The organism is Candidatus Methanoperedens nitratireducens (genome assembly GCF_000685155.1).
GTDB lineage: Archaea > Halobacteriota > Methanosarcinia > Methanosarcinales > Methanoperedenaceae > Methanoperedens > Methanoperedens nitratireducens.
Genome location: NZ_JMIY01000007.1, coordinates 602,499 through 627,349, shown reverse-complemented (window position 1 = coordinate 627,349; position 24,851 = coordinate 602,499). Strand labels below are relative to the sequence as shown.

The 24,851-nt window shown below is 42.3% G+C and carries 29 protein-coding genes; 28 read left to right on the top strand and 1 reads right to left on the bottom strand.

All coding sequences use genetic code 11. The annotated features are described in order from the left end of the window. Window positions 1–9 precede the first annotated feature (9 nt). Window positions 10–1,074, bottom strand: a complete 1,065-nt coding sequence (locus ANME2D_RS15180) for a FlaD/FlaE family flagellar protein (RefSeq protein ID WP_081810324.1) — start codon at window positions 1,072–1,074, stop codon at window positions 10–12. Between the two features lie 196 nt (window positions 1,075–1,270). On the opposite strand from ANME2D_RS15180, the gene ANME2D_RS15175 reads away from it, so the two are divergent. From ANME2D_RS15175 to pyrF, 28 genes are all read left to right on the top strand, one after another. Then, complete coding sequence (locus ANME2D_RS15175) at window positions 1,271–2,020, top strand: RAD55 family ATPase (protein ID WP_048093368.1); 750 nt, start codon at window positions 1,271–1,273, stop codon at window positions 2,018–2,020. A gap of 12 nt (window positions 2,021–2,032) precedes the next feature. Then, window positions 2,033–2,467 carry a hypothetical protein gene (locus ANME2D_RS15170; RefSeq protein WP_048093367.1) on the top strand — a complete coding sequence of 145 codons (435 nt, stop codon included), beginning with the start codon at window positions 2,033–2,035 and terminating at the stop codon, window positions 2,465–2,467. Window positions 2,468–2,491: 24 nt separating this feature from the next. Next, window positions 2,492–3,010: a chemotaxis protein CheW gene (locus ANME2D_RS15165; protein ID WP_081810323.1), complete on the top strand. Its 519-nt coding sequence runs from the start codon at window positions 2,492–2,494 to the stop codon at window positions 3,008–3,010. 98 nt (window positions 3,011–3,108) lie between these two features. Continuing rightward, window positions 3,109–4,458, top strand: coding sequence for a methyl-accepting chemotaxis protein (locus ANME2D_RS15160; RefSeq protein ID WP_052368973.1), 1,350 nt, complete (start codon window positions 3,109–3,111; stop codon window positions 4,456–4,458). 22 nt (window positions 4,459–4,480) lie between these two features. Continuing rightward, the gene (locus ANME2D_RS15155; RefSeq protein WP_048093365.1) at window positions 4,481–4,873 is read left to right on the top strand and encodes a hypothetical protein; all 393 of its coding nucleotides are present in this window, start codon (window positions 4,481–4,483) and stop codon (window positions 4,871–4,873) included. Next, a complete protein-coding gene (locus ANME2D_RS15150) occupies window positions 4,866–5,186 on the top strand; it encodes a hypothetical protein (protein ID WP_048093363.1) in 321 nt (106 codons plus the stop codon). Before ANME2D_RS15155 ends, ANME2D_RS15150 begins: the two co-directional genes overlap by 8 nt. 1 nt (window position 5,187) lies before the next feature. Beyond that, a complete protein-coding gene (locus ANME2D_RS15145; protein WP_048093360.1) occupies window positions 5,188–5,760 on the top strand; it encodes a zinc ribbon domain-containing protein in 573 nt (190 codons plus the stop codon). A 325-nt stretch (window positions 5,761–6,085) separates the two neighbouring features. Beyond that, on the top strand, window positions 6,086–7,132 hold the full coding sequence (locus ANME2D_RS15140; protein ID WP_048093359.1) for a hypothetical protein: 1,047 nt from the start codon (window positions 6,086–6,088) through the stop codon (window positions 7,130–7,132). Between the two features lie 212 nt (window positions 7,133–7,344). Then, on the top strand, window positions 7,345–8,013 hold the full coding sequence (locus ANME2D_RS15135; protein WP_048093357.1) for a hypothetical protein: 669 nt from the start codon (window positions 7,345–7,347) through the stop codon (window positions 8,011–8,013). A 155-nt stretch (window positions 8,014–8,168) separates the two neighbouring features. Continuing rightward, a complete protein-coding gene (locus ANME2D_RS15130; RefSeq protein WP_048093355.1) occupies window positions 8,169–8,801 on the top strand; it encodes a response regulator in 633 nt (210 codons plus the stop codon). Window positions 8,802–8,939: 138 nt separating this feature from the next. Beyond that, window positions 8,940–9,524, top strand: coding sequence for an archaellin/type IV pilin N-terminal domain-containing protein (locus ANME2D_RS17140; RefSeq protein ID WP_052368972.1), 585 nt, complete (start codon window positions 8,940–8,942; stop codon window positions 9,522–9,524). Between the two features lie 42 nt (window positions 9,525–9,566). Next, window positions 9,567–10,196: a hypothetical protein gene (locus ANME2D_RS15120; RefSeq protein ID WP_052368971.1), complete on the top strand. Its 630-nt coding sequence runs from the start codon at window positions 9,567–9,569 to the stop codon at window positions 10,194–10,196. 14 nt (window positions 10,197–10,210) lie between these two features. Next, a complete protein-coding gene (locus tag ANME2D_RS15115) occupies window positions 10,211–10,615 on the top strand; it encodes a hypothetical protein (RefSeq protein ID WP_048093353.1) in 405 nt (134 codons plus the stop codon). Window positions 10,616–10,625: 10 nt separating this feature from the next. After that, entirely contained in the window at window positions 10,626–11,072 is a 447-nt protein-coding gene (locus tag ANME2D_RS15110) for a hypothetical protein (RefSeq protein ID WP_048093345.1), read from the top strand. Between the two features lie 3 nt (window positions 11,073–11,075). After that, window positions 11,076–11,768, top strand: a complete 693-nt coding sequence (locus tag ANME2D_RS15105) for an ATPase domain-containing protein (protein WP_048093343.1) — start codon at window positions 11,076–11,078, stop codon at window positions 11,766–11,768. Between the two features lie 11 nt (window positions 11,769–11,779). Then, a complete protein-coding gene (locus ANME2D_RS15100) occupies window positions 11,780–13,411 on the top strand; it encodes a type II/IV secretion system ATPase subunit (RefSeq protein WP_048093342.1) in 1,632 nt (543 codons plus the stop codon). Further along, window positions 13,411–15,069: an archaellar assembly protein FlaJ gene (flaJ, locus tag ANME2D_RS15095; RefSeq protein WP_048093340.1), complete on the top strand. Its 1,659-nt coding sequence runs from the start codon at window positions 13,411–13,413 to the stop codon at window positions 15,067–15,069. Before ANME2D_RS15100 ends, flaJ begins: the two co-directional genes overlap by 1 nt. Before the next feature lie 103 nt (window positions 15,070–15,172). Further along, entirely contained in the window at window positions 15,173–15,529 is a 357-nt protein-coding gene (locus ANME2D_RS15090; protein WP_048093338.1) for a response regulator, read from the top strand. Window positions 15,530–15,542: 13 nt separating this feature from the next. After that, window positions 15,543–16,607, top strand: coding sequence for a protein-glutamate methylesterase/protein-glutamine glutaminase (locus ANME2D_RS15085; RefSeq protein WP_048093336.1), 1,065 nt, complete (start codon window positions 15,543–15,545; stop codon window positions 16,605–16,607). Between the two features lie 9 nt (window positions 16,608–16,616). Then, window positions 16,617–18,548, top strand: a complete 1,932-nt coding sequence (locus ANME2D_RS15080; RefSeq protein WP_048093334.1) for a chemotaxis protein CheA — start codon at window positions 16,617–16,619, stop codon at window positions 18,546–18,548. After that, window positions 18,545–19,384, top strand: a complete 840-nt coding sequence (locus ANME2D_RS15075; RefSeq protein ID WP_048093332.1) for a CheR family methyltransferase — start codon at window positions 18,545–18,547, stop codon at window positions 19,382–19,384. The genes ANME2D_RS15080 and ANME2D_RS15075 overlap by 4 nt, the downstream gene beginning before the upstream one ends. A gap of 4 nt (window positions 19,385–19,388) precedes the next feature. After that, window positions 19,389–20,006 (top strand): chemotaxis protein CheC, encoded by a 618-nt coding sequence (locus tag ANME2D_RS15070; RefSeq protein ID WP_048093330.1) that lies wholly within the window; start codon window positions 19,389–19,391, stop codon window positions 20,004–20,006. A 12-nt stretch (window positions 20,007–20,018) separates the two neighbouring features. Then, window positions 20,019–20,492: a chemotaxis protein CheD gene (locus ANME2D_RS15065; RefSeq protein ID WP_048093328.1), complete on the top strand. Its 474-nt coding sequence runs from the start codon at window positions 20,019–20,021 to the stop codon at window positions 20,490–20,492. A gap of 92 nt (window positions 20,493–20,584) precedes the next feature. Beyond that, entirely contained in the window at window positions 20,585–20,989 is a 405-nt protein-coding gene (cfbA, locus tag ANME2D_RS15060; RefSeq protein ID WP_048093789.1) for a sirohydrochlorin nickelochelatase, read from the top strand. Next, entirely contained in the window at window positions 20,989–22,383 is a 1,395-nt protein-coding gene (gene cfbE, locus ANME2D_RS15055; protein WP_048093326.1) for a coenzyme F430 synthase, read from the top strand. The genes cfbA and cfbE overlap by 1 nt, the downstream gene beginning before the upstream one ends. Before the next feature lie 6 nt (window positions 22,384–22,389). Then, window positions 22,390–23,319 carry a deoxyhypusine synthase gene (locus ANME2D_RS15050; RefSeq protein WP_048093324.1) on the top strand — a complete coding sequence of 310 codons (930 nt, stop codon included), beginning with the start codon at window positions 22,390–22,392 and terminating at the stop codon, window positions 23,317–23,319. 2 nt (window positions 23,320–23,321) lie between these two features. Further along, a complete protein-coding gene (locus ANME2D_RS15045; protein WP_048093322.1) occupies window positions 23,322–23,969 on the top strand; it encodes a M48 family metalloprotease in 648 nt (215 codons plus the stop codon). Further along, window positions 23,935–24,585 (top strand): orotidine-5'-phosphate decarboxylase, encoded by a 651-nt coding sequence (pyrF, locus tag ANME2D_RS15040; RefSeq protein WP_048093787.1) that lies wholly within the window; start codon window positions 23,935–23,937, stop codon window positions 24,583–24,585. The genes ANME2D_RS15045 and pyrF overlap by 35 nt, the downstream gene beginning before the upstream one ends. Window positions 24,586–24,851 lie beyond the last annotated feature (266 nt).

The window sequence follows — 24,851 nt, the reverse complement described above, 5'->3', positions numbered from 1 at the left end:
ACGGAATAATCAGGAAGTGTATACTTCATTGCCCCGTATTACCTTCTCTGCATCCCTCTCAAGCCTTGAGAGCATATTTTTATCTAATTTCTTTCCTGTTAACTGCTCAATAAACATCAGTGATTTGGCATGGTCCTCAGGGAGCAGTTTCCATGTAGGTCGCTCCACATAATAATCTATCCCGTTGGCGTAGGTCATCATCTTCGAGTAGACTTCCTCACTTATCCATCCTATCTCAATATAATACTCAAGGATCTCAACCAGGTTATTTCTTCCAACTTTTTCCAGTAAGAATTCTATCCAGTTAAGGACGATAATAGAGGTTTCAGCCCTGTTATCCAGATAGGGCAACTTGACGCCATTACTGCTCTGGGCATACTGCGATTCTGAATCTGCAGCCTGTATTGATCGATCCTGTTTTGCATGTGAAGAATTATTCTGTATCTTTTGTTCCAGCATGGGCCTGAGATGCTCTAAAACCTGTTCTACGAGAGTATCCTGATTTAATACATTTGATTCAACTATCTGTGTCAATTCCTCCAATCTACTCTCAAGAAATTTGAGTTTAGTATCAAACTCTTCTTTTAGATCAAAGGGAATCTCCGGGGCCTTTTGGCTCAGGAATTCGATTTTTTTCTCAATCTGCTCAATTTTCTCGGATGATGCATTATCCTTCTCACCGACAAATGGGTTTACGGTACTGGAGACAACTTCATATAATGATAATAGCTCAAGCAGGCTTTCATCTATCTTATCCAGTCTATCCTTAAATTCATTAATATGTTGCTTGGAAGCAGTGACCGTACTTTCCATTTTATTTAGTTTGATCTCAAAGTCCTTTACAGCCTCTGTATTAGCATCGATCTGGCCAGATTTTGAATTGATTATCTCTTCAATTTTTTGGGCCATTTCCTCCTGGTTCTTCTTAAGCTGTTCAGAGATATCAATGTCTATTATTGATGTAGCTTCAGGTATTCTGGCCTCGGAGGTCTTTTTTATCTTTTCTATTCTTTTAATAAGGGACTCCTCAGGTATCATTAATTTTTTAAATTTAGCTGAAAAGTCCTCTAACATGTATTTTCACTTCACATTATTTTCTATGAATCTGTTATTTAAAGTAATTATTATTTTAAATATCTTTTGTGCTTTTGCTCACTAAATCAGGAATTTGATTATATAAATATATGCAGTTTATATCAAATAACAATTCACACTTCTATCACAATTCTATTTATATATAGTACATCAACATTTTGTATCAAGGTTTGATATGAGAGTAAAAACTGGAATTGAAGGATTTGATGGGTTAATTGAAGGAGGCCTTCTTCAGGGCAGGCAGTATCTGATCAGCGGGTCACCAGGAAGTGGAAAAACCACTTTTGGGGCACAATTTCTTGCAACAGGAGCACTGGTCGGGGAAGCAGGCGCATATGTGGCATTATCCGAGAGTGTCGGAACTATTATCGAGGATATGTCTCGTTACAATCTGTTCATACAGGAGTTCATCAAGAGAAAGAAGTTGTTTTTTTTGGATATAGGCCCTGCCAGTTACGGAGATAATGATAGAGTCTCAATGGTAATAACACCTAATTATGAGCAGCAGGTCACTGAATCACCTGAGATTGCCCCTCCATCTCCGTATTCGGTATTTGAGAACGTAGAGATGATGGTTAAGCAGTATGGTATTAGGAGACTGGTGATCGACTCGCTGTCATCAATCAGGTTCACATCACACCATCCTGCACTGGAGGAGCGATCCATTGGCAGGTTCATCCGTAATCTGAAAAGTCTTGGCTGCACCACACTGCTATTATCCGAACTCACAAGACCCGATGCCTATACAATAGAACAATTCGCTTCACACGGGGTCGTATTTCTCCATAATTTCATGGACAGGCAAGGCAATATGGTCAGAGCACTGCAGATTATTAAAATGCGCGGAACAAAGCACGATTGTGAGATGCGGGGAATTGAATTCACTGATAAGGGCCTGAAAGTTTTAAAACCGATTAAAAGGTAAAGTTAAGGAGGTTTGAAGGTTATCAACGACCAGGCGGAAGATAAGGTTCGGCTTCTAATAGATAAAATATATAATCTGGGGTTTGAGGTGGGATACAGGAACCACTCAGAGATAGGCTGGGTACTTAGAGAGTACACAAGGCTTATGGAAGAAGCCCTGAACATCGGGATCCAATTACCTGAGAACTACTACAACAACGGGAAGATAAAGGGCAAAGCGAGCAGGGATAGAGGTATAGAAGAATCCTCTGAAAAAGGAGCACTCAAGGTGAGCACAGATCATGTGCCTGATATGAAAATTGACGCAGAGAGCATTACGGCTGAACCTGATGAGCCTAACTTTCTGAGAAAGCCTTCACTTAGTGATTCTCCTCCTCTGGTCGAAAGAGTCAGCATGGTAGATGTTCCTAAATTCCTTTGTAAAACCAAGCTTCTACAAAGAAAATAGTTCACACAATTTATAGGAGGAAATATGGTAAATCCGCCTCAAGGTACAAAAACAATGTCGGGCGACGAGCTTCAGCTTGTAGTTTTTAATATAGGCAGAGAAGAATTTGGCGTGGAAATAATGAATGTGCAGGAGATCATCCGCATGATCAATATCACGAAGATCCCTCAGGCTCCTGATTACATCAGGGGAATAATCAATCTTCGCGGCAGGATTATAGTGGTGATTAATCTTAACGTGATAATGGACATGAAAAGCAGGGAACAGGATGAGAATACCAGAATCATAGTGGCGAGCATAGGAGACACAGTGATGGGATTCGTGGTTGACTCAGTGAGCGAGGTCATCCGCCTATCAGAAAAGAATGTTGAGCCTGCTCCTGCTATAATTGCCAGCAGGATAGGCATGGAGTATATCCTGGGTGTGGGAAAGCTGGATAACAGATTGCTGATACTTCTAAATCTGGGTAAGATACTCAGCACTGATGAACTGCATAGCATCATGAGTATATCAACAGAGGCTACAGAGATAGCAGCTATATGAACTGTTCTTATTTTCTGCCAGGTTCACATTTTTTTCACAAATCTGTATAAATGGATGATATTCTGTTTTATTATTTAAAAAACTCTTAGAGGTTAAATATGAATTTCATGGATATTATAGATAGGGCAAATCAATTGACCATCAATAAGCTCAAAATAGGGATGAAGATAGCATATAGTTTTATTGTCATCGATGTGTTGATATTAATCGTTGGTTACCTTGGACTGTATGGTGAGAGCGTAAATACGATCATCGATCCAGAACAGATACTCATCCTCTCTATAGTCTTTGCTATAGTTTCTTCAATCCTGATGTGCATAGGCCTGACCCGTTCTATTTTAAAACCACTCAATGAGTTTCAAGCAGCAGCTAATCGGATATCTAATAGGGATTTGACCACAGATGTAGTTATTTCATCCGATGATGAGCTTGGACTGCTTGCAGGGTATTTTAGAAAAATGACATCGAACTTGAGAGATATCATTGGACAGGTGCAGCACTCTGCTCTAAAAGTTAACTCAACAGCCCAGGAACTCTCTGCATCAAGCGAGGAGATGAAAGCTTCGATAGAGCAGATAGCCAGTACTGCCCAGGACATCGCCCGAGGCGTAAACCAGCAGACTTCGAAGATAACAGAAATAAGCCGTGCTATGAGGGAGATGTCAGAGAGCGTGCAGCAGGTTGCAGCCAATTCCCAGAAAGCTGCAGAGGGTGCTGATGAGGCAAATAAGACAGCCCAGGATGTGGGTAAAATGTCAGGTGAGGTTGCACAGAAGATGACCCAGATCCAGGGAACTGTTGATAACTCAGCAACGGTGATAAAGAATCTTGATAGCAAATCCCAGAAAATAGGCGAGATTATCAGTGTGATAACTAATATCGCTGACCAGACAAACCTACTTGCCCTTAACGCAGCCATAGAGGCAGCCCGTGCAGGCGAACACGGCAGAGGCTTTGCAGTGGTTGCAGATGAGGTCCGTAAGCTTGCTGAGGAATCAAGAAATGCATCAAACCAGATTACTGAGCTTATAAAAGAAGTCCAGCAGGGAACAAGAAAGGCTGTTGAGAGTATGGAGCAGGGAACTAAAACAGTCGATGAAGGCGCTAAGACCATTGGAGATGCAGTTTCTGCTATTAACCGCATTGTAAAGGCTGCTGGTGATGTTGCTACCATGGTACAGGAGATCGCAGCATCAGCTCAGGAGCAGTCTGCATCTGCGGAGGAGGTCACAGCCTCGATTGAGGACATATCTGCCATAAGTGAAGAATCAGCCGCAGGTACACAGGAGGCATCGGCAGCAACAGAACAACAGGCAGCATCAATGGAGCAGCTTGTGAGGGCAGCACAGGAAATGGCACAACTGGCAGATGATCTCCAGGTAGAAGTTGCGAAATTCAATACTGGAGTAGTAGCATCAGAAATAAAACAACAGGCTATGCATAAATAGAAAGCTACAATCGGACAATAGTATGCAATACTTAGGCGGAATAGATACAAGCGGTACAGTAGTACAATTGATATCTTTCCTGCTTGCTATGTGCGGGTCTACGTATCTGGCAGCAGTCCTGTGGCGAAGAGGACAGGGAGGCTCAGAGAGCTGGAGGTACATCTCTGTTTCAATGATAATGCTGGCATTATGGAATGCTATTATGGCTTTTGGCATTATGGTTACTACGCTACAGACCAGGGGTAACCTGGATTCAATAGAGATTATCGATAACATCCATGTTATCATAAAGGTGCTTGACCCGGTAATAGTAGTCGTTGCATTCTTAATACTGCTCTTTGGACTGGAAAAGATCATAAAAGCGATGAGAGACAGGCCGTGGACCGTATTCAGCGAGGAGAGATCGGATGAGTGATCTATTCTCTATAATCCTGAATACCATAGCGTCAATGGTAGTAATAATATGCAGTGTTCTATCCTTTAATTTGCTTGTAGGTATATCAAGGGAGTTAAAAGGTTTAAAGACAATGGACATGATGTGGCAATACTTCATCAGCATGACGGGCCTGTTCATAATGCTGGGCATAATAAGGGCAGTCGGTACTATGGGAAATGTTTTTTTTGAAGGCTTACAGCCCATTTTTGAGGCCCTGTTATCTATAATCCTCATCTTATACTCTGTATTCGCAATGCTTTTATCCATATCGATAGAGGAGATAACGGAATAATATGGGCAAGATGCTATCAGAAGAGGAACGGAGGCACATGCTTGAGAAGCTGGAGAGCAAGATAGTTGCGACCCGTTTCATGACCCTGAAATATATATCGTCATCGATAAATACTGATAAGGTGGATTTTGCAAAAATGGATATAGAGATCCCAGAATTCACCAAGAGCCTTGTAAGGATAATAGAGTTCCTGGTAGAGAAAGACCCTGAGGAGATGGTTAAGCGCGAGGCGGGTGTATGCCTTGAGAACCTTAAGAAGAAGCTCAATCCCACATTAATGCACGATGTACCTGTATGCACCTCCTGCGGTGAGCGGCTGGTGGTATCGTACAGGTTCTGTACTAAATGTGGTGTTGACTTGAAAGGACAGAAGTGGGTTGCAACCTACAAGCTGTGTGAAAAATGCCAGAATTATATTGACCCAAAATGGAATAATTGTTCACACTGTGGTAATGTGCTGATTAAAAAGGTGGATGTTCCTAAGGCCTGTTCATTCTGTAAAAAAAAGATAGAGCCTGGATGGATGTTGTGTCCTTACTGCGGCTCCAGGCTCAAGCTTGTAGCAGGCTTATAACCTACCCTGCATATCTATGTCTGTCTGATCTAAGTATTATAATATATACACAGAAAATCAGTCCACCACCTGCAAAAAGAAATAATAACGTCAATGAGAAATATTTATAGAACAATATTGAAAGACTGGTACCTAATACCACGGCTATGGGCAGCAAAAAACTCAGGATAGTTATACTTCTGGATACCATCCAGTAATATAGTTTGTTCCTATATAATAAAACCTTGCTTCATCCTTCACACACTTCTCACAACTCTGTTTATATTCAGGTAAACCATACGATATTTTAGCTCTAAGAGAATGGTCTATTAGAGAGGACGAGTATATGTCTGTTAGAAAAAATATATCTCTGGAAACAGAGCATCTGAAAAAATTGGAGCCGCTTGTCTTAAAGCATAATGGGAATTTTAGCGCTGCTATACGTGAGATAATAGACCTTGTAGACGCTATAGTTAAAGACCCGGATGCAGCAACCGGATTTATAGATGGATTAAAATCAGATAATAACCTCATTGAAGCCGTTTTATACTGGTTCATCAGACAGACCCATGGCAGGCTTATAGATCAGGAGATTCTCAATAGTATTCTGGATCCTGTAAAGATAGTACTGCTTCCTGATCTTGAAAAATATTTAAATGAAATGACAGGCGGGACGAGCTGGCAGACGAAGATAAGAATATACGATTATGATAATGAAGTGAATCCGTCATATGTAAAGGTAACCCTTACAGGTAATAATGTCTATAAAACGGAATTTCTTGGCGGGATGACCTCTTCTTTCCTGGTTGCTCAGAAAAAGCTAGAGATTGTTTCATTAAAAAGGATATCCAATACAATTACGATCAATTTCAAAAAACAGGGGAATACTAATCTAGCAAGACAATCGCTTGTTGACTATTTTGGAGAGATGGAGGATGTTGCCTCTGAGATTTCAAAAAAGCAGGAATTTTGGAAGTGTATCGTTAATCTGTATAAGCAAACAAATTATAATATGGTAACAATTCCAAAAAATTACTATAATGAATTGTTAATGGGAAAAGAAGCTCCAGGTTACCTAACAGCCTCAATCGAGGCCATACATAAGGTTCCTATCAGAGATATCCCATCGGGAATCCTTATCTCGACTATGAAGTCCGTATACGAGTATATGGGTATTGTGGAGAGGATCGATATAGATGAGAATACCCTGAAGATATATCATGGTTATACAGATGCACGCGCTATAGATGCCATTGGAAAGATCTTATTGAATGTACTTAATTCCAATGGTACTAAATATAAATCCCGGTACTCTGAGAATTTGATAATAATAAGCCCTATAATATATAATAATGATGAGCAGTTGATCAGCCCGGTTGTAAACGATTTTTAATTATGGTATTGCAGGTTACGCCTGTCAGTTCTTAATAATTACAGCTGTTATTTTTGTCTTCTAAGCTTTTTTTCTGCTTTCATAATATATATCCTTAATTAGAAAATATTAAATAGCATTAGTTATATCACTATAATAGTGATTATCATAGGATAATCAAGTTAAATGATTGTTATTAGACTGCCTCATAGTCAGTATAGAAAGGTGTAAAAATGCTAAGAAAGAATGTATCTATAAGTGATGCACATCTAAAACTGCTTGAGCCGTTGCTTAAAAAACATCAAGGCAATCTCTCTGCAGCGATGAGGGATATAATAGATTTCACAGGCTTTGTGACCGAGCACATGGGGAGCCTGGAAACAGCTAAAGATCTTTTGAAAGAGAAAAACCAGATCAGTGAACAGATACGAAACCGCATATTTGGAGTTACGATTCCTCTGACAATGTTTAAGTGGATGTTAAGTAACAGTAGATGCAGTCTTCCGCCATCAAGTGAAGCGATTCAGATCTTTGCGCAACACAATGATGTTAATATCTACGATATCAGCAGTTTGAGCAAAATGATCAATGAAGGGCTATCGATACTTAACTGGCCTGTCATGGTATCAATTAACAGCAGTAATGGACAGATCTCAATTCAAATAACAGGTATGGATCCGGAAATCAACAACTTCAATGCAGCTCTAATAGCAATGTACATGGCAAATAATAAAAATCCGCAAAAAATAAACAGGTTGATGATATATCCCTCATCGGTCTGTATACAGCTTTCATCTGCATCCAGCCATGAAGAGGCTATGCAATCAATATATACGCATTTTTGTGATAACAAAGAGGATAAATTACATAGTCAAAATGATATAATCCTTGTGAGAACATAGATTCATCCGCGTGTGGGGTCTTCTTTATCACATGGCCCCGGAAGATAATTTTTACATTTTCCTGACACGGGATAGTTATCTCACTAAACGATGGATATTTGTGATAACTAATCCCACTCATCTTTATATTTGTGTGATATTTATGTATAAAGCATATGATCCCAAAAAAATCGAACTATGTGCTGATAGTCAATAGTGAACCTGAGATAGCAGATCTGTTTGCAGAGATGCTGTTGATAGACATAGAAAAGTACAGGTTCAATATAGCACATACAGGGAGAGACTGCCTGATAACAATGAAGCGGGATATGCCGGATATGATACTGCTGGATATAGAGCTATCGGATATGGATGGATGGGAATTAATTAAAAAAATAAAAGAGCTTAAGCCCGGTATGCCTGTAGTTATAATTACTGCAAAGCCTCCCTGCATGGATGATTTTTCACGGTTATCCATGGTCTCTGACTATCTGGTGAAACCTGTTACTATAGATTGCCTGCATATGGCGGTGAGGGATGCCCTTGAGATCCCGCCTCTTCTTGATAAATGCCTGGAGACGATGAATATTTCTAAAGATGAGGATCTATCTGTTTTAGAGAAAAATATCCTGTTACTTAGACAGGGCATTAGCGACAGGAAACTATTCATCCTGATGCGGCAGCTCTACCCTGATAGAAAGCTCAAGAACGACTCTCATAGCAGGCTGCTGCTTGATGACCTCAGGCTGAAGATCGACAGGGCTCATAACGAACTGGAGGAATTCAGAAGAGGTTGTTTAATAGCCTGATCTCTTTGTCCTGAATATTCACACGTTTTTCACAACTCTATTTATATCCAGGTATTATTCTCATTATGATCAGAAGTACGGACTGGCGTATAACGCCACCGTAATTTCATAAATTGGTAGAAATAAAAAGGAGGCGTTATGAAAGCCAATATAATAAGGAATAATAAAGCAGATGTCGGCATTGGAACGCTGATTATCTTCATTGCGATGGTACTTGTCGCAGCGGTGGCGGCAGCAGTATTGATCCAGACATCGGGTGTCCTGCAGCAGAAAGCACAGACAACAGGTAAAGAAGCGACGGCGGAAGTATCTTCGAATATAAAGATCGATTCAGTTGTCGGTAATTTGAACTCTACAGGGAATATTGAAATTTTGAATGTGACAGTATCGCTGTCAGCAGGTGGAACCGATATCGACATGGATAAGATCATTGTAAGGTACGTAAATGAAACAACCTCAAGAACATTGAATCACAGCGGTACCGCCAGCACGACAGCCTTTTCCTACTCGGAAGAGAGATATGTATCAGGCATTAATGATAAAGTCCTGCAGCCAGGAGACCTTGGAGTTATTACAATAGACCTGAATGCAACCGGACAGGCGTTGGAAGTGCGCAAGAAGGGTACGATCACGATCATACCTGAGACCGGTACGCCAGTACTCAAGGATATAGTAGCCCCTGCAACCTTTGGAACAAAGACCATGATACAGTTGTTCCCCTGAGAAAGGGGAATTTTTCTCTTTCTTTTTAAGAAGGATAAGAGTATGAAAGCAAACAGGAAGTTCCTCAATAACAGCAGCGGTGATGTCGGTGTAGGCACACTTATCATATTCATCTCAATGGTGCTTGTGGCTGCTGTCGCAGCAACGGTGCTGATCTATACGACCGGGGCACTTCAGCAGAAAGCAACGAAGACGAGCAAAGAGGCAACACAGCAGATATCATCCAATATTATCGTTGAGAAGGTGCTGGGGAACAGAACGGATCCTGGTGGTTCGGATGATCCTACAAATGAAATCCAGAGTCTGATAATCAGGATCAAGCCAGATGTAGGCACCACATCGATTGATCTGAGACAGGTAATATTGACTGTGATGGACAAAGACTACAGATATGACCTGAAATACGATACAGTAGGCAACGGATCAACTAGTGTATATTCTGCAACAGCAGTGAGGGATGAAGATGAATCATTCAAACCCGAGGCACCTGTACTCAACAGCGGTGACCTGATAGAACTAACGGTAAACTCATCTGCATTATCGCCGATCACTCTGCCTACCAGAAAAACCTTCTGGTTATCCCTGAACCAGGAACTCGGACAGGCAATAAACCTTGAGATAACCACACCCAATTCTTACGGTGTTTACAAGTACGTTCAGCTATACCCATAGCATCGGAGGGAACCATGGGCTTCTCAACCTCTGCTGCTGTGGTCATTTTTGCTGCATCTCTGCTGTACATGGCGACAATATATTACCCTCTCGTTGAACGATCATACAGAATGGCACTGGAGGCTGAGAAAGACTCAAATGAGCTGCGGTATGAGAAACTGAACACGAAAATAGTGATCACAGATACAGAAAATACAGGCAGTGACCTGAGTGTCACAGTCTATAATAACGGGTCAGTAACCCTTAATTCAAGCAGGCTGAATGTTATTCATAACGGAACATTCATAACATCCTTTACAGTATCAAGACAGGGTGTCTGGTCTCCCAGGAACTTCATCAATGTGACGATCAATGGAGTAACCGGCGGCAGGGTAAAAATAGTAACCGAGAATGGAGCGGCAGATTACGCTGTTACATAGGTGATGTTAAATGGGCGCTGATACATCTGCAACTCACATTATATTTTTTATAACGTCTGTGGTTATCGCCCTGAGCGTAACAGGCGCGATCTTCTTGAACATCCAGTCCCTCACGTCAGCAGCAAATGCAGGCAGTAAAACATTATCAGAGCAGTTGAAGACAGATATCACCATTATAAATGACCCTGAGAATATCCCCTATTCTGGCAACTATTATACCTTTTATGTTAAAAACACGGGAAAAGAGGACCTCTTGACAGATTATATTACTATCCTTATCAACGGTGTCGTTGTATCCGATGCCAATCTCGATAAAACAATAATAGGCGGTGGTGTTATGTGGCGGACAGGTGATGTTCTGATGATAAATGCTACGGTCACACTTGCATCCGGCAGCCATAACATAAGAGTGATAACAGGGAATGGCATCGAAGATAGTTTTAATTTCAGAAAGTGAACTATGTCAGTATATTCATTCGCACTTGACAGGGATGAAATAAACCAGATGCTTGGCGGAGGCTTTCCTAAAGGCTCACTGGTGGTGATCGATGGCCCGAGCGGTAGCGGGAAGAGCGCCTTAGGCCAGAGGTTTACCTTTGGTCTCCTGGATAACAAGAACACAGTTACATATATCTCAACACAACTGACCACAAAAAATTTTATCCGCCAGATGAATTCAATGGATTATCCAATAGGACTTAAGCTGCTAAAAGGAGAACTTCTTTATATCCCTGCCTATCCCCTTCTTAAGGAATCCAAACCAAGGATCGATTTCATCAAGCGGCTTATGGGCGCAGCAGGACTCTTTGAGAAAGATCTGATTATAGTAGATACACTCTCAGCACTTATACGCTACAGCACTGAAGCTGAAAAAAGCCTGCAGCTTATCTCGTTTTTCAAAAAATTGACAGGTATGCAAAAGACTATCGTCCTTACCATGGACAGTACCGAGCTGCCCCCAGGCATAAGTACCGAGTTCAAAGATGCTGCAGAGGTACTCATCACACTGAAGATCCGACAGATAGGGACTGATATTCGCAGAACGGCAGTAATAAATAAATACGCTCGTCCTGAGTACCAGGTCGGGAGCATGTTTGGTTTCAAGGTCGAGGCCAGGGCCGGTGTGATGATCGATATATCCGGAGTCTCGTGAAGGGATGAGTCATGGATGACAAATTTGAAGAGGCAGTTTCGAGAAATCCGCATCTGAGGGAGTATATTGAGAACTATAAGAAAGAGAGCGGGATCACACCTGATTTCGTCACGAAACTATCACGAGACATTGTCGATATTCCTGTGCCGTCTATTATTTATCCTGTAGGTGATCCTGTATTTATCCATATAAAAGGGGATAAGTCAACCAGGGAAATCCGTTATATTGCGGTTGAACCGGTATTATCGACAGAAGAACAGAAAAAATATAACCAGATCATGGACTCTATCCTTGAAAAAGCAGCGGATGAGATCGTTCCTGAGAACGAGGAACAGTTGAGAAAACTTATGGTAGCACTTTTAAATGATTCTGTGCAGATCGAAGGAAAAACTGCACACACAGGATTCATGGATAAACTGCTGGGTGAGAGACCTGTTCCTCTATCACATGAGGAATATGATAAGATATCCTATTATCTGGACAGGGATATTATCGGGCAGGGACCGATTGAGGCTGTGATAAGGGATCCATACCTTGAGGATATTCACAGTATAGGAGTAAACGGCATATATATTGTACATAAGATCCTCGGGATGCTTACTACCAGTTTAACCTTCGGTACCCAGGAGAATTTAAGCCACTGGCTTCACTCCATGGGCGAGCGTATTGGTAGGCCTGTAAGCGATGCCCGTCCGATCATCGATGGTACCCTGCCCGATGGTACAAGAATCAATGCTATTTACAGTACTGATGTGAGCCGAAAAGGATCAAGTTTCACATTAAGAAAGTTCATGGAGATACCTGCGAGTATCCCGCAGCTTATCAAATGGGGCAGTATCGATGCGAATATGGCTTCTTATATCTGGCTTTTACTTGAGAACCAGATGAGCATTTTCTTCAGCGGTGAGACGGCAAGCGGTAAGACAACAATGCTTAATGCAGCATTACCTTTCATAAGCCGCAAAGCAAAGATGTACTCTGTGGAAAACACAGCAGAAGTGGCCCCCCCACAGGCCGCATGGCAGCAGTTGATCACACGCGAGGACGGCCCGAAAGAATCTCAGGTTGATACATTTACCCTGCTTAAGGTGGCGCTGCGGTCAAGACCTAATTATATTATAGTAGGTGAGATCCGGGGTGAAGAAGGTGCTGTTGCATTCCAGGCCATGCAGACAGGGCATGCTGTACTGGCCACGTTTCATGCCTCTTCTGTTAAAAAACTTATCCAGCGCCTGACAGGTGAGCCGATTAACATCCCTGCCACGTTTGTGGATAACCTGAATGCTGCTCTGATTCTTCAGGCGATATACAGGAAAGGGAAATTTTTACGGCGGTGCACTTCTGTTGAAGAGATAGAAGGCTACCTGGAAGAGGCCGGGGGAGTAATAACCCGTGCAGTCTTCGAATGGGATTTTACAACTGACAGGCATCGCTTCAGGGGTATGAATAACAGCTTTATTCTGGATAGGGTAGCTATCAGGCTCGGGCATAGTGATAAGCGCATGATATATGATGAATTATCACTGCGTGCAAAGATCCTCAGCCGGATGGTAGAGGAAAATATCCTGGATTACTATAAGGTCCGGGACATTATCTGGGGTTACCAGGCTAAAGGCCTTGAAGGTATACCGTTTGAGGTATAATGCCGGACTCAAAAGTCTTATTTCACTGCCTCGGGATATCAAAGAAGAATTACATTAAAAAGTACGTGATCCCGGTATTTGCAATATCAATTCTCTTCCCTTTATTAATGCTAATTCTGGTTCCGTCGATCCTATACGGGTATATGTTAATTGCAATGCTGCTGGTCCCTTTTGCGCTGTTAACCATTGTTGTCCTGTACCCGATATCAAGCCTGGAAGGGAAAAAGAAAGAAATTGATAATAATATTCACTATTATATTACACACATGGGGGTTCTTGCTACCTCTCAGATGACAAGAGTGGATATCCTGCACCTGCTATCAAAGACCGAGGCATATGGTTATCTGGCCAGGGAAACGGGGAGAATATATGCGCTTATCCGCTACTGGCATATAAGTTTCCCTGTAGCCTGCCGCTTTATTGCAAAGCGAACACCTTCGGTATTGTTCTCAGATTTTCTGGACAGGATGGCTCATGCTACGCAGGCAGGTGAAGATTTTGAAGATTTTGTGATATCAGAACAGACAGTTGTCATGAATGATTTCATGACCATGTATAAGGACTCACTAAATTCCATTGACATGATAAAAGAGATGTTCATTTCCATGAGCATGTCCCTTATCTTTATAGTAGCATTCGCTATTATAATGCCTATAATTACAGGCATGGATGCTAAATTGCTGGTTGCCGGTGCTGTAGCGATCTTCCTGGGTACTGAACTTATTATATTAATGTATGCAAAAACAAAAGTACCTACTGACAGGATCTGGCATACACTTGAAATTGAGACCACGGCTGATAGAAGGATTAAATGGTCGATGCCTATCTCTTTAATGCTCTGTATCATTCTAACAGGCATCCTGATCGCTTATCCAATCCTTCCAACAACGATCATGTTTGCAGTTTCTTTAACACCACTGCTGCTCACAGGGATAATAGCACGGAATGAAGAGAACAAAATCAAACGATTTGATGATAATTTCGGTGCTTTCATCCGTTCACTGGGAGGTTCATCAGGCGCCAGGAGCGGCCTTATAATTGAATCATTAAAAGAGCTTGTTCCACATGATTTCGGGCCACTTTCAAAAAATATAGCAAATCTATACAAACGGCTAAAAATCAGGCTCAATACAACTCGAGCCTGGGAACATTTTGCTGCAGGTACAGGAAGTAATCTGATTGAGCGGTTTGCAACAATGTTTGTGGAAGGGACAACAGTAGGTGGAAAGCCTGATGTTATCGGTGATATTATCAGCAAAAATTTTATGCGTATCCTTTCAGTGCGGAAATTAAGATATAGCAGCGCAGCAAGCCTTATTGGTGTACTCTACGGGTTAACTGCAGGTATAGCTGCTACGATGTTTCTTGCACTTTCCATAATTTCTATGCTGTCGAATCTTTTTTCAAATATTGTCGTTCCCAGTCTCGATATTGGTATCTCCATCGCTACTGTCGTCAATATGGATATTGATCTGCTGACCAATATATTAATGATTATGATGGCCGGTCATTCGTTAATGTCAGCAATGCTGATCAGAGTGGTTGATGGGGGCCATCATTTTAATACCTATACTCATTTTGTGGGGTTTGTATGGGTCTCTGCTTTATCTGCCGAGTTCACGATGCGTGCAATGGGCCCACTTTTAGGGATTATCTAGGGATTCACACAAGTATCACACCTCTGTTTATACATATGTGGTATAAAATAGCCTGCAGAGAATGGTATACACTATTGAATTATTTTAATAGAATGGAGGAAAAATGCCTGGTAAGATATTAATCATAGATGATGCGGCATTCATGAGAATGATGCTGAAGAAAATCCTTGCATCTACAGGTAATGAGTTAGTAGAAGCAGTTGACGGATCTGACGGCGTATCCAAGTACAAAGAACATAAACCGAATCTTGTGCTACTGGATATAGTAATGCCTAATGTGGATGGAATTGAGTGCCTGAAACAAATAATCACGTTTGATAAAAATGCCAGGGTGGTGATGTGCAGTTCAATAGGCCAGCAGACGGTCGTGAATGACGCAATTAAAATCGGGGCTCGGGATTTTATTATTAAACCGTTCGATGCTGCAAAAGTGCTGGAAGTTGTTTCAAAGAATCTGTAATCAGGTCTGCTAGATGCCCGTGATTAGAGTACTTGTAGTGGATGATTCAGCGTTTATGCGCAAGGTCATAGGTGATATTCTGGCATCATGTCCTGATATAGAGGTAATCGCAAGAGCAAAAAACGGACATGATGCTATCGAAAAGGTAACCAGACTGAAACCTGATGTTGTTACCATGGATATAGAGATGCCAGTTCTTGATGGGCTGCAGGCGCTTGGTTATATAATGAGTGAATGTCCAACGCCGGTTATTGTTCTCAGCGCTGCCGGTTCTGCGGATGTTACTATTACGGCATTCAATTATGGTGCGGTGGATTTTATACTCAAGCCATCAGGAGAGATAAGCCGTGATATAGATAATGTAAAAGATGAACTGATTAAAAAAGTAAAAGCTGCTGCCAGCGTTTCGATCCAGAAGCTTGGTTTCATAGAAGAGCAGGATAGAAGAAAGATCAAAGGTAATAAAAAAGAAAAATCAGTACATCTCAAAAGAGCAAAACCAAAGAAAATCGTCATAATAGGTTCTTCTACAGGCGGGCCAAGGGCACTTCAACAGGTCATACCCCTGCTTCCGCCCACATTTGATGCGCCAGTCCTTGTTGTACAGCATATGCCTTCGGGATTCACCAGATCCCTGGCAGATCGTTTGAATTCCCAGTCCAGGATCAAAGTAAGGGAAGCTGTAGACGGGGATATCGTGGAGCCTGGTACTGTGCTTATAGCACCTGGAGATTACCACATGATCATAAAACAGCAGAAAATTAACCGAGAGACAAGAGAAGTAATCGCACTGACAAAGGGGGAGCGTGTCCAGGGTGTAAGGCCCTCTGTGGATGTTCTTCTCAACTCTGTTATCCCTATATACGGACAGAGAGCGCTTGGCGTGATACTTACAGGTATGGGCTCTGATGGATATATTGGTATCAGGAACCTCAAATCGGCAGGCGGCAAGGTAATCGCTGAGGATGAGTCTACCTGTGTGATCTACGGCATGCCCAAGGCAGTAATAGAACAGGAACTGGCGGATTACATCCTGCCCATCAACAAAATAGCAGAAGGTATTATGCAAACTGCTTAGAGGATATTCATGAACGATATTTCCGAGTATAAAGAGATGTATGCTGTCGAAGCAGCAGAACATCTCCAATCAATGAATGATGCACTTCTAAGCCTTGAAAAAGATCCTGACAACAGTGAGACAATCAATGTGATGTTCAGGGCAGCCCATACCCTGAAGGGCATGTCGGCGACAATGGGTTACTCCAGTATTGCAGAATTGACCCATAATATGGAAAACCTCATGGACAGGGTACGTAAGAATGAAATGACACTTGGCCCACCCGCAATCGATGTCCTGTTTGAGATAGTCGATACCCTGGAAAAAATGGTGGAAATGCCTGAGGATTCTTCTCGATATGATATTTCTTCACTGCTTGAGAGGATTACACAGTTTTTAAAAGCCGGGGTAGAATTACCTGATGAAGAACAGTACGTCGCTCTAGAGCATCATGATGCTGATAGAACTGCGGGAATGTCAGAGAAAGAATGCAATGTCTTCAACATAACCATCACACTTCATGAATCATGCATACTCAAATCCGCGCGATCTGCAGTTATCCTGAGGAACCTTTCCGAGCTCGGGGAAATTATTGAGACAAGCCCGACGCTTAAAGATATTGATGATGGAAAATTCGATAGGGTATTCAGTGCAACAGTTTCAACAAAAGAAGATTCAAAAAAACTGGAGGATATTGTAAAAGCTACACTGGAGATCTCAAAAGTAGACATAAAACCCATGGGTACTGATGAGATACAGACCAAAAAAATAGAAGATGATAGAAACTATAGCAATGATACCGCAAGAAGTGCAATAAAAAATGTACAGAGCGTGAGGGTCGGGATTGAGCGCCTTGATTCGTTGATGAACCTTGTCGGTGAGCTGGTTATAAACAAAATACGCCTGATGCAGCTTGCAGCCGATCATAAATTAGATTACCTTGAAGATACACTTGCAAGCCTGAACCGCCTGACAAACGACCTGCAGGAAGAGATCATAGCAACCAGGATGGTGCCTATTGAACAGATATTCAACCGATTCCCAAGGATGGTAAGGGACCTTGCTAAAAAGGAGGGGAAAGAGGTTGAACTAATTATGGGGGGTGGTGATATTGAGCTTGATCGTACTGTACTTGATGAGGTAGGCGATCCCCTTGTCCATCTGCTCAGAAACTGCGTGGATCACGGGATAGAATCCCCTCTGGAGAGAGAAAAATCTGGTAAAAATCTCAGGGGCAGGATCAAATTAACCGCAAGACGTGAAAAAAATTATGTTATTATAGAGGCAGATGACGATGGCAGGGGGATGGATCCTGGGAGGCTCAGGAGAGCAGCAGTAACTAAAGGACTGATGACCCAGGAAGAGGCGTCCAGACTTACAGATTCAGATGCACTAAACCTCTCTTTCATGCCAGGATTCAGTACCGCAGAGAGAGTAACCGATATATCAGGACGCGGAGTTGGAATGGATGTGGTGAGAACAAAAATGGAAGCCCTTGGTGGCTCGATAAAGCTTGAATCCAGAATGGGTGAAGGTACTAAAATCGTCCTTAAGCTGCCTCTAACAGTGGCGATCATCCGCTCCCTGATGATCAAGGTTGGCAAAGAGACCTATGCGATACCTATTACCAATGTTGTAAGGGACCTTGCTATTAAGAAAGACATGATAAGAACGATAAAAGGCGAGGAAGTTGTATTAACAATGGGCGAGGTTTTGCCGATCATCAGACTTCATACCCTGTTCGGTATCAATAGCAATGGTTCAGATGATATGATCGTGGTGGTAGTTGAGCGCGGGGGCAGCAATGTGGGGATCGTAGTAGACCAGGTTATAGGCCAGCAGGAGGTCATAATAAAGAAACTTGACAACCGAATTCTTAAGGGTATCAAGGGATTTGCTGGTGCGACCATACTTGGTGATGGAAACGTGGCGTTGATACTTGATGTAGGGACACTGCTATGAATCTTCCAGACACTTTCCCACTGCATGAAGATGAAAAAGAGTTCGCAGGTTTAAAAGCTATTATAAAGAAAAAAACAGGTTTTAACTGCGATGAATATAAGCAGGCTCATCTGAAACGAAGGCTTGCAGTCAGGTTGAGGGCAAATGGATCAAAATCCTATAATGAGTACGCGGAGATCCTTTTAAATAATAATGCAGAATTACAGAAATTAAAAGAAACATTAACTGTTAATGTCACAGAATTATTCAGGAACCCTGAAACATACGAAGCATTCAGCAGAATTGCGCTTCCTGTGATGATCAAAGCAAAAGTAGATAACAGATCCATAAGGGTATGGAGTGCAGGCTGCTCAAACGGGGAAGAACCGTACTCAATAGCGATCATGCTTCTTGAATTCCTGGGCGCATCAGCAAGAAGATATAATATCTCTATCCTTGGCACTGATATAGATGAGGATTCCCTTAAAAAGGGAGAGAACGGAATATATCAGTTAAAGCAGCTTGAGAAGACCGGTAAAGATAGGCTTGGACGGTTTTTTATTAAGAAAGATGACGACAGCTACCAGGTAACCGATGAGATCAGAAGCCTGGTAAGATTCAGGTACCATGATATGATATCTGGCCCGGTATTGTATGGGTTCGATATAATCTTTTGCAGAAATGTTACAATATATTTCGAACAGAAACTGCAGGGGAAACTTTATCTGGATTTCTATAATGCTCTAAATGAGGGAGGCTATTTCGTGATGGGAAAAACAGAGACATTGACAGGTCAGGCATGTCGATTATTCAAAGCCGTTGATATAAGGGAAAGGATATATCAAAAAGAGAGGTAATACAATGGATGAAATAAAAACGCTTACAGATTTTCAATACGATGCACTGAAAGAGGTTGGCAACATAGGGATGGGGCAAGCTTCCACGTCTCTTTCTAAGATGATGAATCAGCCTGTGAATATATCTCTGCCATATCTAAAACTGGTACCGCTGCTTCAATTACCTCAACTGGTAAAAAATCAAAACCCTGTAGTGGGGATAATACAGGAGCTAAATGGTGATGAGCGCGGTTTTCTTCTGCTCCTGCTATCAAAGGAGAGCGCAAAGCATATGATAAAACTGATGCTTGGTAGCGCAGGAGAAACAGATGCTTTTGATGAAATGGAAGAGTCTGTCCTTAATGAGATGAGCAATATAATGAACGGAACATACATTTCTGCTCTCTCAAATTTTCTGGGGATATCGATAGGGCTTTCGATTCCTTTCCAGGTATATGATATGTCGGATGCAATAGTAAATCAGATAATTGGCCTGATGATGCATCAGGTTAATTATGTACTGCTCCTGAAAACAGAGTTCAAAATAAGTTCAGAGAAAATAGATGGAGCTGTCCTTATATTCACAGACTCCATGTCTCTTTCAATAATGCTGGATGCAATAAACAGGCTACTGGGAAGATAGAGCAGTGGTATAATGAGGCAGATAATTGTAGGAGTAGCAGAGCTCGCTGTAGTTCATAATCCGGCCGTGCTTGTAACTATAGGTCTGGGCTCCTGTGTGGGTATCTCATTCCATGATCCGGTGGCAAAAATTGGTGCCCTCGCCCATGTGGTTCTTCCAAGTATAGAGAGATCCAAATATAAGGAAAATCCGCTAAAATTTGCTGACTCTGCCATAGAGACGGCAGTAAAGATCATGCTTCAAAAAGGGTGTTCAAGGAACAGGATAAAATCTAAAATAGCGGGCGGAGCAAGCATGTTCAGCTTCAGGGATGGCATGAATATCGGAGAGAAAAACGTGGAAGCTGTTATGCGAAAACTTAATGAGATGAAAATCCCTGTCCTGGCCAGCGACACAGGGGGAAATTACGGAAGAACACTTGAATTCCATGTTGAGACAGGTGTGATGGTTGTAAAAAGTGCGTTTCGGGGGACGAAGGAGATATAATTATACAGGGCCCAGAGTATCAAAAGGGTTATAAGTGGTATCGGCTATAGAAAGCCCAGCAATTGTAATGGTTAAAAGAGGTTTTTATGATTATGAGCGAGAAAATCGGAATACTTGCACTTGGACATGGAAGCAAACATCCGCATAATAAAGATGTGGTCACAGGAGTTGCAGAGTTAATTGCTAAGAAGTACAGTAATGTTGTGGTCAGAACCGGCTTTATGAATATGAACAGTCCAACAATGAAGGAAGGTCTTGATGCCTTCCAGGGTACAGGAGTCTCTACAATAGTAGCCGTCCCCATTTTCCTGGCACACGGCGTTCACACGATGGAGGATATACCGCAGATCCTGGGTATCAGCAGGGAGACAAGAAGGACCACGATAAAAATCGACGGCAGGGATGTAACGCTGATCTATTCTGAGCCGCTTGGAACTGATGAATTGATTGCTGATCTGGCGTTCAGAAGGGCAAAGGAAGCCCTTCTGGCAGATTGATGTATATAAACAGTTCATCCAGAGTAGCAGTACTTGATCTAACCCATGGTGGCATAGTTCTATCCAGGAAGTTAAAAAAGTTAGTAAGATCGGTAACAGCTATTGATGTATATAATACCATTACTGAGGTACTGGATGAGTTAGAAAATGAGGGTATCACGACCGCACAGTCACCCCTGAATGTGGATGATTTTGATGTATTGATTGCCCCCGTGCACCTTGATCCTGATTATCCGATGCTCAGAGATGCGGTTAATAAGAATATACCCGTTCTATCGCACCACGCCGCAGCAGGGCAGATCCTATCTGCCTTCAGCAGTGCTCCGCAGTCGAATTACGACCTGAGAGATAAAACCATAATTGAGATCACGGGCACGAAAGCGAAAACAAGTACATCTATTCTGTTAGCAGAGATGTTATCACGGGAGAAAAAAGTAATCTCACATACAAGCCAGGGTGTGAAGGACTGGAGTACTGGAAGGATAATCAAAAAGGGATTGAGTATAACCCCTGCCAGCACGTTGTCGGCACTTGATGCAGTCCTGGAAGCAGGTATCGAGCCAGAGGTTGTTATATTTGAGATATCACTGGGAGGAACTGGTTTTGCCAATATCGGTGTCATAACCACGGTTGCCAATGATTATCCCATTGCGAATAACACACGGATGGCCAGCGAAGCAAAGCGTCAGATGATACTCAATGCAAAAACAGGAAGCTCCCTGGTGGTAAATTATGATGCGCTGAGGTTATTTGGGGCGTGCAGAAGGGATATCAATATAATCTCATTTACTGATACTGTTAATGCTTCGTGTAATGTCTACTATGAGGACATAAGCAGTAAAGGTGGAGTAATCGCATACTATCTTGGGAAAAGACAGGGCAGGATACATATCCCTGAAAATCCTGGTTATGATATAGATTCGTATAAGACAGCGTTTGTGTGTGCAACTGCCGTGGCCCTGGCAATGGACATAGATGATGATGCCATCGATCGCTCAATACGGGAATTTAGAGGCGCAGAGGGACGTATGAGAAAAACATCCCTGCAGGGGAGAGTGCTCATAGATAACTCAAACTCAGGCATGGATATCCATACAGCAGAGAAGGCGCTGTTATATTCAAAGCCAGAGGGCGGGCGGATCGTCATGGTACTGGGAGAAGAAGCACAGCAGGTATGCGAAGGGCTTGACCCTGGCGGAGTTGCGGATTTTATTGACAGGCATCAAAGCGAGCTCCGGGCTCTGGTCCTGGTGGGTGAGAGAATGCTACCTTTTGTTCAGGATAATGTTAAGAGTATTTATTATGCTGATAACCTATCCTGCGGGATTGAACTCGCAATACAACTGACAAACGAAAAGGATATTATTTTATCCTGCGTAAAATGTTTCAGATAATAGAAAATGGAAAAACTAGAGCGACCCATAAGACATGCAAAGATAACACACGACATGACCGCAGGCCAGCTTGTAGATTCTCTCTCTGGCTGTGCATTCGGGGCAGGACGACTGTATGAGGCTGTAGATATATACAGGGAGATGCAAAGCGACAGGGAATGCACCAGGTTCTTCGGCCTTGCAGGTGCAATGGTGCCCGCGGGAATGAGGCAGATCGTAAGCGACCTTATAAGGGATAGAGAGATCGATATACTTGTTACAACAGGGGCGAATCTTGTCCATGATATCATTGAATCAATGAGGCTTCACCACTACAGGGGAACTGATGCAACCGATGATATAGAGCTAAAACATCATGCCATTAACCGCATCTACGATGTGTTCCTTCCTGAGGAACATTTTGTAAAACTTGAGGAGAAGCTTAGGCCCATGTTCAGCAACCTTCCGGATCGGCTCTCGATCAGTGAGTTGCTCTCATATATAGGCTCAAAACTCGATGACGATGGATCGATATTAAAAAGCGCATATGATATGCACGTCCCGGTGTACTGCCCGGCGATCCAGGATTCGATAATCGGTCTGCAGGCATGGTTATACAAACAGACAGAGCAGTTAAATGTGGATGTCTTCGCTGATATGAATGGGCTAATAGACCGATGCTATGAGGCAAAACGGGCCGGTGTATTGATAGTCGGCGGCGGAGTACCCAAGAACTTTATCCTTCAATCCATGCTTATCACGCCAAAGTCCTTTGATTATGCGATCCAGCTCACAATGGACAGGCCTGAGACCGGGGGATTATCAGGTGCCACACTGGATGAGGCCAGATCATGGGGAAAGATAGGTGAGAAGGCGCGCTCGGTTACAGTGTATTCGGATGCCACGATCACGTTACCGATAATCGTGGCTGCGGCGAAAAGTGCGAAGTGGCGATAATAATGAGCGAGAACGACCGGGATAATGTTCATCGAATACATGACGAGTTAGTTCAATCGGGTTTAATCTCTTCGAATATTAAACTCAAAAAAAACGATTTTATAAATAAATTATCAGGAAACACAATTTATTATACTGACAATATTAATAAAGTAAATGATGATGCTGTGGTGTTATTTATAGGGCATGAATATGGTCATTATATTTTGCCACAGGTATCATTAGTAACGATAATATCAGTTTTAATATTAAGTTTAGTAACAATAATATTTTTAATATCAAGTATAGTGTTAGCTGTACAAAATAAATATGTCTGGTATATATTTCCTTTTTTTGTAGCCTTATTTTTGATATCTAAATGGCTTCATGAAGATGAATATCGAAGCGATATTATTGGGGCCATGATTCTGCGTGAGTACGGCAGGATAAAAGGCAGGGAAGCATCTCCATCTAAATCTCTTGCTGAAGCTATTTCTGTAGTTACTATTCAAGATAGTTCGATTGATTATAGCATAAAGGACAGGATGGGACTTATAATCCAGCAAAAGTTAGATTTTTTCTTTCATCCACCGAATTTAAAAAGAATTGAAAAACTTAGAGGACTAAATGGAATTAATAAGCAAGAACAAAAATCTAATTCTGGCTCTTGATGTTACAGATAGAACCCGGGCAGTAGCAATATCAAAGGATGTAGCAGATTACGTTGATGCCATTAAAATAGGTTACCCGCTTGTGCTCGGCGCTGGATTGGGCATAATCAATACCATATCAGAATTTGCGCCAGTGATCGCGGATTTTAAAGTCGCTGATATCCCGAATACCGCTAAGTTGATATGCGATCTGGCATTCAGGGCTGGCGCAGGTGCAGTTATCGTCCACGGTTTTACAGGGCATGACAGCCTTCTTGAATGTGTAAGAGTGGGGCGGGAATACCGCGGGGATATACTCGTGGTCACAGAGATGAGCCATCCCGGTGCCCTTGATTTTATGGCGCCAGAAGCCCTGAAGCTTGCCCGCCTTGCAGTCGAATCCGGCGCCTGCGGCGTTGTTGCGCCAGCCACACGCCCTGAGAGGGTGAGAGAGATACGCAGGATTGTGGGTGATCTAACGATTATCTCACCTGGCGTAGGTGCACAGGGTGGAAGCGCAGCAGAGGCAATCAGGGCAGGTGCGGATTATGTTATAGTGGGGCGGAGCATTTATAATGCAAGGAATCCACGAATAGAAGCTGAAAAAATAGTCAGAGAGATTGAGATGTGCCGATGATGAGAGAAAGCATTGCTGAGATGTGATGAACCCTATGAGTACTGATGGCCTCAATCTATATAGATAAGTCGAAGTGTGTCGATTTTTCTATATTTCTCTATGCTATTTTTTCAGAAGTCTATACAAAATATTTTCGTCCCACAATCTTTGCACCTAAACCCTAATTTAGAGCCACTTTAGAGAGTCATGCTCGTATCTATGGGTGATATAGTCAAGTTCTCAAATACTCGTAAATTGGAACCATCGTGATACCCTCCTCAAATGCC

Coding starts and splice junctions, on each gene's coding strand:
- ANME2D_RS15180 (WP_081810324.1), bottom strand. CDS start 1,074: ATGTTAGAGGACTTTTCAGCTAAATTTAAAAAATTAATGATACCTGAG.
- ANME2D_RS15175 (WP_048093368.1), top strand. CDS start 1,271: ATGAGAGTAAAAACTGGAATTGAAGGATTTGATGGGTTAATTGAAGGA.
- ANME2D_RS15165 (WP_081810323.1), top strand. CDS start 2,492: ATGGTAAATCCGCCTCAAGGTACAAAAACAATGTCGGGCGACGAGCTT.
- ANME2D_RS15160 (WP_052368973.1), top strand. CDS start 3,109: ATGAATTTCATGGATATTATAGATAGGGCAAATCAATTGACCATCAAT.
- ANME2D_RS15155 (WP_048093365.1), top strand. CDS start 4,481: ATGCAATACTTAGGCGGAATAGATACAAGCGGTACAGTAGTACAATTG.
- ANME2D_RS15150 (WP_048093363.1), top strand. CDS start 4,866: ATGAGTGATCTATTCTCTATAATCCTGAATACCATAGCGTCAATGGTA.
- ANME2D_RS15145 (WP_048093360.1), top strand. CDS start 5,188: ATGGGCAAGATGCTATCAGAAGAGGAACGGAGGCACATGCTTGAGAAG.
- ANME2D_RS15140 (WP_048093359.1), top strand. CDS start 6,086: ATGTCTGTTAGAAAAAATATATCTCTGGAAACAGAGCATCTGAAAAAA.
- ANME2D_RS15135 (WP_048093357.1), top strand. CDS start 7,345: ATGCTAAGAAAGAATGTATCTATAAGTGATGCACATCTAAAACTGCTT.
- ANME2D_RS15130 (WP_048093355.1), top strand. CDS start 8,169: ATGATCCCAAAAAAATCGAACTATGTGCTGATAGTCAATAGTGAACCT.
- ANME2D_RS17140 (WP_052368972.1), top strand. CDS start 8,940: ATGAAAGCCAATATAATAAGGAATAATAAAGCAGATGTCGGCATTGGA.
- ANME2D_RS15120 (WP_052368971.1), top strand. CDS start 9,567: ATGAAAGCAAACAGGAAGTTCCTCAATAACAGCAGCGGTGATGTCGGT.
- ANME2D_RS15115 (WP_048093353.1), top strand. CDS start 10,211: ATGGGCTTCTCAACCTCTGCTGCTGTGGTCATTTTTGCTGCATCTCTG.
- ANME2D_RS15110 (WP_048093345.1), top strand. CDS start 10,626: ATGGGCGCTGATACATCTGCAACTCACATTATATTTTTTATAACGTCT.
- ANME2D_RS15105 (WP_048093343.1), top strand. CDS start 11,076: ATGTCAGTATATTCATTCGCACTTGACAGGGATGAAATAAACCAGATG.
- ANME2D_RS15100 (WP_048093342.1), top strand. CDS start 11,780: ATGGATGACAAATTTGAAGAGGCAGTTTCGAGAAATCCGCATCTGAGG.
- flaJ (WP_048093340.1), top strand. CDS start 13,411: ATGCCGGACTCAAAAGTCTTATTTCACTGCCTCGGGATATCAAAGAAG.
- ANME2D_RS15090 (WP_048093338.1), top strand. CDS start 15,173: ATGCCTGGTAAGATATTAATCATAGATGATGCGGCATTCATGAGAATG.
- ANME2D_RS15085 (WP_048093336.1), top strand. CDS start 15,543: ATGCCCGTGATTAGAGTACTTGTAGTGGATGATTCAGCGTTTATGCGC.
- ANME2D_RS15080 (WP_048093334.1), top strand. CDS start 16,617: ATGAACGATATTTCCGAGTATAAAGAGATGTATGCTGTCGAAGCAGCA.
- ANME2D_RS15075 (WP_048093332.1), top strand. CDS start 18,545: ATGAATCTTCCAGACACTTTCCCACTGCATGAAGATGAAAAAGAGTTC.
- ANME2D_RS15070 (WP_048093330.1), top strand. CDS start 19,389: ATGGATGAAATAAAAACGCTTACAGATTTTCAATACGATGCACTGAAA.
- ANME2D_RS15065 (WP_048093328.1), top strand. CDS start 20,019: ATGAGGCAGATAATTGTAGGAGTAGCAGAGCTCGCTGTAGTTCATAAT.
- cfbA (WP_048093789.1), top strand. CDS start 20,585: ATGAGCGAGAAAATCGGAATACTTGCACTTGGACATGGAAGCAAACAT.
- cfbE (WP_048093326.1), top strand. CDS start 20,989: ATGTATATAAACAGTTCATCCAGAGTAGCAGTACTTGATCTAACCCAT.
- ANME2D_RS15050 (WP_048093324.1), top strand. CDS start 22,390: ATGGAAAAACTAGAGCGACCCATAAGACATGCAAAGATAACACACGAC.
- ANME2D_RS15045 (WP_048093322.1), top strand. CDS start 23,322: ATGAGCGAGAACGACCGGGATAATGTTCATCGAATACATGACGAGTTA.